The organism is Streptomyces sp. NPDC050806 (genome assembly GCF_055586425.1).
In genome coordinates, this window is record NZ_JBVJIF010000002.1 from 417,113 (window position 1) to 428,404 (window position 11,292).

The 11,292-nt window shown below is 72.4% G+C and carries 11 protein-coding genes; 10 read left to right on the forward strand and 1 reads right to left on the reverse strand.

Going from position 1 to position 11,292, the window contains the following annotated elements:
- The first annotated feature begins 64 nt into the window (after positions 1-64).
- The 6 genes from ACZ6WH_RS07335 (at position 65) to ACZ6WH_RS07360 (ending at position 6,475) form a co-directional block, all read left to right on the forward strand.
- Positions 65-391, forward strand: a complete 327-nt coding sequence (locus ACZ6WH_RS07335) for an integration host factor (RefSeq protein WP_052868108.1) — start codon at positions 65-67, stop codon at positions 389-391.
- A gap of 37 nt (positions 392-428) precedes the next feature.
- The gene (gene gmk / locus ACZ6WH_RS07340) at positions 429-1,034 is read left to right on the forward strand and encodes a guanylate kinase (protein ID WP_361562230.1); all 606 of its coding nucleotides are present in this window, start codon (positions 429-431) and stop codon (positions 1,032-1,034) included.
- Positions 1,035-1,103: 69 nt separating this feature from the next.
- On the forward strand, positions 1,104-1,376 hold the full coding sequence (gene rpoZ, locus ACZ6WH_RS07345; RefSeq protein ID WP_030610454.1) for a DNA-directed RNA polymerase subunit omega: 273 nt from the start codon (positions 1,104-1,106) through the stop codon (positions 1,374-1,376).
- Between the two features lie 144 nt (positions 1,377-1,520).
- Positions 1,521-2,729, forward strand: coding sequence for a bifunctional phosphopantothenoylcysteine decarboxylase/phosphopantothenate--cysteine ligase CoaBC (coaBC, locus tag ACZ6WH_RS07350; protein ID WP_469727207.1), 1,209 nt, complete (start codon positions 1,521-1,523; stop codon positions 2,727-2,729).
- Between the two features lie 240 nt (positions 2,730-2,969).
- Positions 2,970-4,178, forward strand: a complete 1,209-nt coding sequence (metK, locus tag ACZ6WH_RS07355; protein ID WP_432851787.1) for a methionine adenosyltransferase — start codon at positions 2,970-2,972, stop codon at positions 4,176-4,178.
- 152 nt (positions 4,179-4,330) lie between these two features.
- The gene (locus ACZ6WH_RS07360) at positions 4,331-6,475 is read left to right on the forward strand and encodes a primosomal protein N' (RefSeq protein WP_469726672.1); all 2,145 of its coding nucleotides are present in this window, start codon (positions 4,331-4,333) and stop codon (positions 6,473-6,475) included.
- Between the two features lie 286 nt (positions 6,476-6,761).
- On the opposite strand, the gene ACZ6WH_RS07365 is transcribed toward ACZ6WH_RS07360, so the two are convergent.
- The gene (locus tag ACZ6WH_RS07365; protein ID WP_469726673.1) at positions 6,762-7,283 is read right to left on the reverse strand and encodes a hypothetical protein; all 522 of its coding nucleotides are present in this window, start codon (positions 7,281-7,283) and stop codon (positions 6,762-6,764) included.
- Between the two features lie 226 nt (positions 7,284-7,509).
- On the opposite strand from ACZ6WH_RS07365, the gene fmt reads away from it, so the two are divergent.
- The 4 genes from fmt to ACZ6WH_RS07385 all read left to right on the forward strand — a co-directional run bounded on the left by fmt (position 7,510) and on the right by ACZ6WH_RS07385 (position 11,288).
- Positions 7,510-8,442: a methionyl-tRNA formyltransferase gene (fmt, locus tag ACZ6WH_RS07370; RefSeq protein ID WP_469726675.1), complete on the forward strand. Its 933-nt coding sequence runs from the start codon at positions 7,510-7,512 to the stop codon at positions 8,440-8,442.
- A gap of 87 nt (positions 8,443-8,529) precedes the next feature.
- Complete coding sequence (locus tag ACZ6WH_RS07375) at positions 8,530-8,970, forward strand: nuclear transport factor 2 family protein (RefSeq protein WP_469726676.1); 441 nt, start codon at positions 8,530-8,532, stop codon at positions 8,968-8,970.
- 43 nt (positions 8,971-9,013) lie between these two features.
- A complete protein-coding gene (locus ACZ6WH_RS07380; protein WP_469726678.1) occupies positions 9,014-10,444 on the forward strand; it encodes an RsmB/NOP family class I SAM-dependent RNA methyltransferase in 1,431 nt (476 codons plus the stop codon).
- Positions 10,445-10,634: 190 nt separating this feature from the next.
- Complete coding sequence (locus ACZ6WH_RS07385; protein WP_469726679.1) at positions 10,635-11,288, forward strand: TetR/AcrR family transcriptional regulator; 654 nt, start codon at positions 10,635-10,637, stop codon at positions 11,286-11,288.
- Positions 11,289-11,292 lie beyond the last annotated feature (4 nt).

An 11,292-nucleotide genomic window follows, 5' to 3' on the forward strand; every position in this document is an offset into this window, starting at 1 on the left:
TGCGGGGCGACTAGGTTCCACACCGGTCCGTATCCGACAGTTCTACATCCGAGGTGACGTAGGCGTGGCTCTTCCGCCCCTTACCCCTGAACAGCGCGCAGCTGCGCTCGAGAAGGCCGCCGCGGCTCGCCGGGAGCGCGCCGAGGTCAAGAATCGGCTCAAGCACTCCGGTGCCTCCCTCCATGAGGTCATCAAGCAGGGCCAGGAGAATGACGTCATCGGCAAGATGAAGGTCTCCGCACTGCTCGAGTCCCTGCCCGGCGTCGGCAAGGTCCGCGCCAAGCAGCTCATGGAGAAGCTGGGCATTTCCGAGAGCCGGCGTGTGCGCGGTCTCGGCTCCAACCAGATCGCGGCACTCGAGCGTGAGTTCGGCAGCAGCGCAGCGAGCTAGTGCCGGGGCACTGCCCGGAAGCTGGAATAATTGCTGCATGAGTTCTGCAGTCTCCCGGGGGGCGACCCCGGCAACCCCGGACAGACAACCGCGGCTGACCGTGCTCTCCGGCCCCTCCGGGGTCGGCAAGAGCACGGTCGTCGCCCATATGCGCAAGGTCCACCCCGAGGTGTGGCTCTCGGTCTCGGCCACCACGCGTAAGCCGCGTCCGGGAGAGCGCCACGGAGTCCAGTACTTCTTCGTCGAGGACGAGGAGTTCGACAAGCTGATCGCCAATGGCGAGCTGCTGGAGTGGGCCGAATTCGCGGGCAATCGCTACGGCACCCCCCGCCAGGCGGTCCTGGACCACCTGGCGGCGGGTGAGCCGGTCCTGCTGGAGATCGATCTCCAGGGCGCCCGGCTGGTCCGCGAGTCCATGCCCGAGGCGCGGCTGGTCTTCCTGGCCCCGCCGAGCTGGGAGGAGCTGGTCCGCCGGCTCACCGGCCGCGGCACGGAGTCGCCCGAGGTGATCGAGCGCCGGCTGGCGGCCGCGCGTGTCGAGCTGGCGGCGGAGAAGGAGTTCGACGAGACGCTCGTCAACACCTCCGTCGAGGACGTCTCGCGTGAGCTGCTAGCCTTGATGCTGAATAACTCCGGAGAATGATCTTCGCGCTCTTTTCAGATGCCGCGGGTTTTCCGGAAATTCCCTGATCACACCTTCGGAAGGCAGAGAGTGTCCTCTTCCATCACCACGCCCGAGGGCATCATCAACCCGCCGATTGATGAGCTTCTCGAGGCCACCGACTCGAAGTACAGCCTCGTGATCTACGCCGCGAAGCGTGCGCGCCAGATCAACGCGTACTACTCGCAGCTCGGCGAGGGCCTGCTCGAGTACGTCGGCCCCCTGGTGGACACCCACGTCCACGAGAAGCCGCTCTCCATCGCGCTGCGCGAGATCAACGCGGGTCTGCTGACCTCCGAGGCCGTGGAGGGCCCGGCCCAGTAAGGGCCCGCTCCGGCGAAAAGTTTCATGGACCAAGGGTCCGGCAGCCGCGCTGCCGGACCCTTGGTGTGTCATGGGTACGTACACCGCCGTGTACGGGAAAGCGTTCGGCGCATGGGCGCCCTGGCTCGGGGAGCAGCGAAGACGATGGACAAGCCCAAGGTCGTCCTGGGAGTCAGCGGCGGGATCGCCGCGTACAAGGCCTGCGAGCTGCTGCGGCGGCTGAGCGAGTCCGGGCACGACGTCCGCGTGGTGCCGACGGACTCCGCGCTGCACTTCGTGGGCGAGGCCACCTGGGCCGCGCTCTCCGGGAACCCGGCCTCCACCGAGGTCTGGGAGTCGGTCCACGAGGTACCGCACGTCCGCATCGGGCAGGGCGCCGACCTGGTCGTGGTGGCTCCCTGTACGGCCGACATGCTGGCCAAGGCCGCGCACGGCCTCGCCGACGACCTCCTGACGAACACGCTGCTCACCGCCCGCTGCCCGGTGGTCTTCGCCCCCGCCATGCACACCGAGATGTGGGAGCACCCGGCCACGCAGGAGAACGTCGCGACGCTGCGCCGCCGCGGCGCGATCGTGATCGAGCCCGCCGTGGGCCGCCTGACCGGCGTCGACACCGGCAAGGGCCGTTTGCCCGACCCGGCCGAGATCTTCGAGGTCTGCCGCCGGGTGCTGGCTCGCGGCCCCGAGGCGGTCACCACGGATCTCGCCGGCCGGCACGTCGTGATCAGCGCGGGCGGCACCCGTGAGCCGCTGGACCCCGTCCGCTACCTGGGCAACCGTTCCTCCGGGAAGCAGGGCTACGCGCTCGCCCGTACGGCCGTGGCGCGCGGCGCCCGGGTCACGCTGGTCGCCGCGGAGACCGGCCTGCCGGACCCGGCGGGCGTGGACGTGGTCCGCATCGGGACGGCCGTGCAGCTGCGTGAGGCGGTCCTGAAGGCGGCGGCCGACGCGGACGCGGTGGTCATGGCGGCGGCCGTGGCCGACTTCCGCCCGGCCCAGTACGCCCCCGGCAAGATCAAGAAGCAGGACGACGTGGAGCAGCCGCCGCTCGACCTGGTCCGCAATCCGGACATTCTCGCGGAGATCTCCGCCGACCGGGCGCGTCCCGGACAGATCGTCGTCGGCTTCGCCGCCGAGACCGACGACGTCCTGGAGAACGGCCGCAGGAAACTCGCCCGCAAGGGCTGTGACCTGCTGGTCGTCAACGAGGTGGGGGAGCACAGGACCTTCGGTTCCGCCGAGAACGAGGCGGTCGTGCTGGCCGCCGACGGTACGGAGACCCCGGTGCCCCACGGGCCCAAGGAAGCGCTGGCCGACACGGTCTGGGACCTGGTCGCCGAACGAATTTCCTGATCACTCGATGAGTCCATTCAGGCCCACGCGCCACGGTAAAACCCCTTGTCGTGGCCTGCCGTTGGGTGGTGCTCCGCGACCCGCTGACAGGGTGTCCCTGGTCACGGCGCATCCACAGAACGAGACTGCGTGCCCGAACGGGACCTCCGACCGATAAACTGGCCGTGGATCGCGCCGAGCGCAGCTCTCGGCCGGTCCGTCAATGATCAGACAGCAGCCGCTGCAACCCCAGGGAGCGATGTGTCCCGCCGCCTCTTCACCTCGGAGTCCGTCACCGAGGGCCACCCCGACAAGATCGCTGACCAGATCAGCGACACCATCCTCGACGCGCTCCTGAAGGAGGACCCCTCCTCCCGGGTTGCCGTCGAGACGCTGATCACCACCGGCCTGGTGCACGTCGCCGGTGAGGTGACCACGAAGGCCTACGCCGACATCCCCACCCTCGTGCGGAACAAGATCCTGGAGATCGGTTACGACTCCTCCAAGAAGGGCTTCGACGGCGCTTCCTGCGGTGTCTCCGTATCGATCGGCGCGCAGTCCCCGGACATCGCCCAGGGTGTCGACACCGCCTACGAGAAGCGGGTCGAGGGCGACGAGGACGAGCTGGACAAGCAGGGCGCCGGCGACCAGGGCCTGATGTTCGGGTACGCCTGCGACGAGACCCCGGAGCTGATGCCGCTCCCGATCAACCTCGCGCACCGCCTGTCCAAGCGGCTGTCCGAGGTGCGGAAGAACGGCACCATCCCCTACCTCCGCCCCGACGGCAAGACCCAGGTCACCATCGAGTACGACGGTCACAAGGCGGTCCGCCTGGACACCGTGGTCGTCTCCTCGCAGCACGCCTCGGACATCGACCTGGACTCGCTGCTCGCTCCCGACATCCGCGAGTTCGTCGTCGAGCACGTGCTGAACGAGCTGATCGAGGACGGCATCAAGCTCGACACCGAGGGCTACCGCCTGCTGGTCAACCCGACCGGCCGCTTCGAGATCGGCGGCCCGATGGGTGACGCGGGTCTCACCGGCCGCAAGATCATCATCGACACCTACGGCGGCATGTCCCGGCACGGCGGCGGCGCCTTCTCCGGCAAGGACCCGTCCAAGGTCGACCGCTCCGCCGCGTACGCCATGCGGTACGTCGCGAAGAACGTCGTGGCCGCGGGCCTGGCCCAGCGCTGCGAGGTCCAGGTCGCCTACGCGATCGGCAAGGCCGAGCCGGTCGGTCTCTTCGTGGAGACCTTCGGCACCGCCACCGTCGACGTCGAGAAGATCGAGCAGGCCATCAGCGAGGTCTTCGATCTCCGCCCGGCCGCGATCATCCGCGACCTGAACCTGCTCCGCCCGATCTACGCCGAGACCGCCGCGTACGGCCACTTCGGCCGCGAGCTGGACGCCTTCACCTGGGAGCGCACCGACCGCGTGGACGCCCTGCGCAAGGCGGTGGGCCTGTAAGGCCGTGAGCCGTTGAGGCTCTGCTTTTTCGTCGCTTCACGCCTCCGGGCCCGTACCGCCGTCGCGCGGTACGGGCCCGGAGGCGTTTCCGGCCCGCCCCGTTGCCCTGCGGGCGGCGGCCACTGTCGGTGGGGTCTGCTAAGACTGAGGGTGTGAGCAGCGAGAACGGGGCGGGGGCCGGCGAGCAGGGAGAGCAGCTGGCGCTGATCCGGGAGACCGTCCGGCAGGCCAAGAAGAAGGCGCCCAAGGCCAGGCCGCGGACCTGGCGGGGCGCCGAGCTGGCCAAGGAGCGGCCGGTGGCGCGGGTCCTGGTGGACAAGGGCCCGGTCCACCTCGACAAGCTCTGGGACTACGCCGTGCCCGCCGCCATGGACGAGGAGGCGCAGCCCGGCGTCCGGGTCCGGGTCCGGTTCGGCGCGGGCACGGGCAAGGTGCGCGAGGGCCGGCGGGAGGGCGGCGGCCTCCTCGACGGGTACATCGTCGAGCGCATCGCCGAGTCCGACTACCGCGGCCCGCTGGCGGCCCTCGCCCAGGTCGTCTCGCCGGAGCCGGTGCTGACGCCGGAGCTGCTGGCGCTGTGCCGCGCGGTGGCCGACCGGTACGCCGGCTCGCTCGCCGACGTACTGCAGCTCGCCATCCCGCCGCGGCACGCCAAGCCCGAGGCGGAGCGCTTCGCGGCGCCGCCGCCTCCGCCGCCGGTGCCCGCGCTGGCCAGCTGGGAGCGGTATCCCGACGGACCCGGGTTCATCGACGCGCTCGCGCGCGGGGGCTCGCCCCGGGCCGTGTGGACGGCGCTGCCGGGTCCGGACTGGCCGTGGGAGCTGGCCGCCGCGGCGGCGGCGACGCTGGCGTCGGGGCGGGGTGCGCTGGTCGTGCTGCCCGACGGGCGGTCGGCCGCGCGCGTCGACGCCGCGCTGACCGAGCTGGTGGGCCGGGGGATGCACACCCTCCTGGTGGCGGACTCCGGGCCGGAGGAGCGGTACCGCCGCTGGCTGGCGATACGCCGCGGCGCCGTGCGGGCCGTCGTCGGCACGCGCGCGGCGATGTACGCACCGGTGGCGGACCTCGGGCTCGTCGCGCTCTGGGACGACGGGCACACCGCCCACAGCGACGACCACGCGCCGTACCCGCACGCCCGGGACGTGCTGCTGCTGCGCGCCGTGCACGAGAAGGCGGCATGCCTCATCGGTGACCTGGGGCGCACGGTCGAGGCCGCGCAGCTCGTGGAGAACGGCTGGGCGCGGTCCCTGGAGGCCGGGCGCGATCAGGTGCGTGCCGCGGCGCCGCTGGTCCGCACGATCGGTGACGCGGAGACCGCCCGCGACGAGGCGGCGCGCGCGGCGCGACTGCCCTCGCTGGCCTGGCAGACGGCGCGCGCGGGGCTGGCCCGCGGCCCGGTGCTGGTCCAGGTCCCGCGGCGGGGGTATGTCCCCCGGCTGGCGTGCGCGCGGTGCCGTGAGCCCGCGCGCTGCCGGCACTGCGTGGGGCCGCTGGAGGCGCGGGACCAGGACGCGGCGCTGTGCTGCGCATGGTGCGGGCAGCAGGCGCCGGACTGGCACTGTGCGGAGTGCGGGAACGCGCGGCTGCGGGCCCAGGTCGTGGGCGCGCGGCGGACGGCGGAGGAGCTGGGGCGGGCGTTTCCCGGGGTGCCGGTGCGGACGTCCGGCCGGGACCATGTGCTGGACACCGTGCCCGACCGGCCGGCCATCGTCGTTTCCACGCCCGGTGCGGAGCCGGTCGCGGCGGGCGGTTACGCCGCCGCGCTGCTGTTGGACGGGTGGGCGTTGCTGAACCGCCCCGACCTGCGGGCCGGGGAGGAGGCGCTGCGGCGCTGGCTGGGCGCGGGGGCGTTGGTCCGCGGGGCGGAGGAGGGCGGCACCGTCGTCGTGACCGGGGAGCCCACGCTGCGGCCTGTGCAGGCGCTGGTGCGGTGGGACCCGGTGGGGCACGCGGTACGGGAGCTCGCGGAGCGGGCGGAGCTGGGGTTTCCGCCGGTGTCGCGGATGGCTTCGGTCACGGGGCGGGCCGAGGACGTCGCCGACCTGGTGCGGGGGGCGGCGTTGCCGCCGTCGGCGGAGGTGCTGGGGCCGGTGCCGTTGCCCGTTCCGGGCGCGGGGCGTCCGCGGCGGGTGGGGGATCCGCCGGTGGGCGAGGAGTGGGAGCGGGTGCTGGTCCGGGTGCCGCCGGGGGAGGGGGCGGCGATGGTGGGCGCCCTGAAGGGCGCTTGGGCCGCGCGGATGGTGCGGCGGGAGGGGGCCGCTGTGCGGGTTCGGGTTGATCCGTTGGATCTTGGGTGACGCGGTGACGCGGTGGCGGGGCGACGGTGGGTGACCAGCGGGGCCGTTTCGTCGGGGTGCGCCCGGTGACGGTTGTCCTCAAACGCCGGACGGGCTGGGGTGTACTGGGTGCGGTGGCGGGCCTCCGCGAGTGGGGGTTCGGACTGCTTCGCTTTACGTCCGAACCCCCACCCGCTGCGGCCCACCCCCTCCCGTTGGTGGGAGAAAATGCGGTGCGTTGTGGTGCTCGCGGTGGCCATGGCCCGTGTCGTGTCGGCGTACGGAACGGGCTACAGGCCGGCGGCCGTCAGCCGTTGCGGGGGCCCGGGAAGGCGTTGGGGCGGTCCTGGGTGGGGTGGGTCGGCATGGCGCGGGCCGCGGGGACGGAAGCGGGCGGCATGGCGGGGGCCACGGAGACCGGGCGGGGGGTGGCTTCGGTGGCGCGGGAGGTGTCCTGGGCGTCGGCCGAGGGCTGGGGAGCGGGGCGGCGGACGCCGTAGCGGCGGTGGACCGCCTGCTTGGTGACGCCGAGTGCCGAGCCGACCGCGTCCCACGAGAAGCCGAGCGAGCGGTCGAAGTCGACCGCGGCCGTGACGAGCGTTTCGACGCTGTCCCGCAGCTCCTGGGCGAGGCGCACCGTGGGTGCCGGGGCGCGCCCGTACACGACGAAGCCCGTGGACGGGCCGGTGCGCCGCGGACGGTAGACGTTGCCGAGCTGTGCGGTCAGCGTACGCAGTGCGTCCACCTGCCGGCGGACCCGCTCGATGTCCCGCACCAGTAGATGGAGACTGGCGCGTGCCTGGGCGTCGTGGGTTGCGTGGTCGGCCATGTACAAGCCTCTCGAACCGGCGTTGATGCGGAAAATGAATGCGTGGACCGGCTGGGCGGCCCGGTGTGGTCAATGTCGTTTGACCAACGCGACAGCGCCGGGTGGGGTCACGGTATGGGGGCGTACGAGCTTTCAGCTGGGGCGCGCGGTAACCCGTACGCCCCCGTGTCTGACGCCCCATAGACTGGTGTGTCCTTCCGCAGCGCTGAGAGGTAGTACGCCACCCATGAAGCTCGTCTTCGCCGGCACCCCCGAGGTCGCCCTTCCCGCCCTGGACGCCCTGATCGCGTCGGACCGGCACGAGGTGGCGGCCGTCGTGACCCGGCCGGACGCGCCGGCCGGGCGCGGCCGCAGGCTCGTCGCGAGTCCGGTCGCGCAGCGTGCCGAGGAGGCCGGTATCGAGGTGCTCAAGCCCGCCCGGCCGCGGGACGAGGACTTCCTGGCCCGGCTGCGCGAGATCGCGCCGGACTGCTGCCCGGTCGTTGCGTACGGCGCGCTGCTCCCGAAGGCCGCGCTGGAGATTCCGGCCCACGGGTGGGTGAACCTGCACTTCTCGCTGCTGCCCGCGTGGCGCGGCGCGGCGCCCGTGCAGCACGCGGTGCTGGCGGGCGACGAGGTGACCGGCGCCTCCACCTTCCAGATCGAGGAGGGGCTGGACTCGGGGCCCGTCTACGGGGTGCTGACCGAGGAGGTGCGGGCCACGGACACCAGCGGTGATCTGCTGACGCGGCTGGCGTTCGCCGGGTCCGGGCTGCTCGCCGCGACCATGGACGGCATCGAGGACGGCTCGCTGAAGGCGGTGCCGCAGCCGGCCGAGGGGGTCACGCTCGCGCCGAAGATCGAGGTCGAGGACGCGAAGATCGACTGGTCGGCGCCCGCGTTGCGGGTGGACCGGGTGGTCCGGGGCTGTGCCCCCGCGCCGGGTGCGTGGACGCTCTTCCGCGGCGAGCGGCTGAAGGTGATGGCGGTGACGCCGCTGCCCGACCGTACGGATCTGGAGCCCGGCGAGATCGAGGCGACGAAGAAGGCCGTGTTCGTGGGGACCGGCAGCCACGCGGTGCAGTTGCAGTGGGTGCAGCCGCAGGGCAAGAAGCCGATGGCCGCGGCGGACTGGGCGCGCGGCGTGCGGATCGAGGCCGGGGAGCGGGTCGGCGGCTGAGCCGTCCGGTTATTGTTCAAGTTTGACTAGGTGGTTGGGTGGGCATGGGTTGCGAGTGGCTAGTCAAGTTTGATTAGAGGGGGCTTTGTGGGTGAGTTCGTTGTGCCCGAGGCGGCGGGTTACGTGCCTACCGAGCAGGATCTGCGGGAGGTCGAGGAGTGGTTCGCGCGGTACGACGCGTTGAGTGCCGGGGTGGACGTCGAGGGGATGGCGGACATGGCCGTCTTTCCGCTCAACCTCGTCAGTGACGACTCGGACGGGAACGGCCGCGCGGCGCAGTGGAGCCGTGCGGAGTTCGTGCGGACGATGGCGGAAGTGATGGGGGACGGAGGTGGGGTGACGTTCGAATCGACGCGTACGCCGCATTTTCTGAGTGCGGGGATCGTCGTGGTGTTCACGGACGCGGTGTTCACCGTGGGCGGGCGGTCGCAGTCGGTGCGGTACGCGGACGTGCTGGTCAGGCGGGACGGGGGGTGGGCGTTCCAGACCATGATCCAGGGCGGCTGGGGCGATCAGCTGCGACGGTAGGCTGGGTGGGATTCATCCTCGTCAGCAGCGGAGCACCTTACTCGTGAGCGACCAGCCTCGTCGTCGTCCCGGCAGCAAGCCCTATCGGAGGCCGAAGAAGGACCCCGTACGCATCCTCGCGTTCGAGGCCCTGCGCGCGGTCGACGAGCGGGACGCGTACGCGAACCTCGTACTGCCGCCGCTGCTGCGCAAGGCGCGCGAGGGCGGCGACTTCGACGCGCGCGACGCGGCGCTGGCCACCGAGCTGGTCTACGGGACGCTGCGCCGGCAGGGCACGTACGACGCGATCGTCGCGGCGTGCGTGGACCGGCCGCTGCGGGAGGTCGACCCGCCCGTGCTGGACGTGCTGAGCCTGGGCGCGCACCAGCTGCTCGGTACGCGCATTCCCACGCACGCCGCGGTCAGCGCGAGCGTGGAGCTGGCGCGGGTGGTGCTGGGGGACGGGCGCGCGAAGTTCGTCAACGCGGTGCTGCGGAAGATCGCCGCCGAGGATCTGGACGGGTGGCTGGAGCGGGTCGCGCCGCCTTACGACGAGGACCCGGAAGACCATCTGGGCGTGGTGCACTCGCATCCGCGGTGGGTCGTCTCCGCGCTGTGGGACTCGCTGGGCGGTGGCCGGGCCGGCATCGAGGATCTGCTGGAGGCGGACAACGAGCGGCCCGAGGTGACGCTGGTCGCGCGGCCCGGCCGGTCCACCGCCGAGGAGCTGCTCGACGCGGTCGGCGAGGAGAACGGGCTTCCCGGGCGCTGGTCGCCGTACGCGGTCCGGCTCAGCGAGGGTGGCGAGCCGGGTGCGCTGGACGCCGTACGGGAAGGCCGTGCGGGTGTGCAGGACGAGGGCAGCCAGCTGGTCGCGGTGGCCCTGGCCAATGCGCCGGTGGAGGGTGCCGACGCGCGGTGGCTGGATGCCTGTGCGGGGCCCGGTGGCAAGGCGGCGCTGCTGGGGGCGCTGGCGGCGGAGCGGGGTGCCGCGCTGCTCGCCGCGGAGAAGCAGCCGCACCGCGCCCGGCTGGTCGGGCGGGCGCTGGCGGGCAACCCGGGGCCGTACGAGGTGATCGCCGCGGACGGCACGCGTCCGGTGTGGCGGCCCGGCTCCTTCGACCGGGTGCTGGTGGACGTGCCGTGCACGGGGCTGGGGGCGCTGCGCCGCCGTCCCGAGGCCCGCTGGCGCCGCCGGCCCGAGGACCTGGACGGCTTCGCGCCGCTCCAGCGCGAGCTGCTGCGGCAGGCGCTGCGGGCCGTACGGGTCGGCGGGGTGGTCGGGTACGCGACCTGTTCGCCGCATCTGGCGGAGACCCGCGCGGTGGTGGACGACGTGCTGAAGGAGCGCGGCGCGGTGGCCGCCGAGCCGGTCGACGCCCGGCCGCTGATGCCCGGTGTCCCCGCGCTCGGCGACGGGCCCGACGTCCAGCTCTGGCCGCATCTGCACGGCACGGACGCGATGTACCTGGCCCTGCTGCGCCGCACGGCCTGAGGGGGTTGGGGAACGCTCTGTTCCCGAAGTCGGGAGCTTGTGGGGTCTATGTGGGGCTGTTGTTTCCGGGTTAGGGAACAGAGTGTTTCCGTTGAAGTATTGACCAGGGGCGTGGACGGTCATACGTTGTTGCCCTGCCGGCGCGCCCTGGCCGCCGCTCCCTCTCCCGTTGCCGCTGCGGAGTGCCACCATGAGCTCGCGTCGTACCCCGAAGACCGATGCCGGCACGCCCGGCGGGGCCGACCGCCCCGCGGCCCGCGGCGGCCGTCCCAAGGACCCCGAGCTGGACGGCAGGGTCCTGGACGCCGCGGCCGAGCTGCTCGCGGAGCTGGGGTATCCGGAGCTGACGATCGAGAAGGTCGCCACCCGGGCCGGCGTCACCCGTAAGACGGTCTACCACCGCTGGGCCAACAAGTCCGCGCTCGTCGGCGAGCTGCTGATCCGGAACGCCGCGGTCGACCACATCCCCGACCTCGGGGACACCCGCAGCGAGATGCGGATGCTCTTCGCGCAGATCGTCCAGGACGTGGGCGAGAGCCGGGGCAGGCTGCTGTCGTCCCTGTGGGCGGCCATCGGCGACCCGGCCGTGCTGGAGCGCTTCCGTACCGAGGTGCTGGGGCCGCGACGGCAGTACGCGCGGGCCGCGGTCCAGCGCGGCGTGGCCCGGGGTGATCTGCCCGCGGACATCGACGTGGACCTGCTGATCGACATGTGGTCGGGCACGGTGATGTTCCGTACCGAGGTCCGCGCGGACGCGCTGCTCGCCTCCCAGGCCGAGGTCATGGTCGACCTCGCGCTCGCCGGGAGCGTGCCGCGGCTGCCGCGACCCGGCGCCGATTCCTGAATCC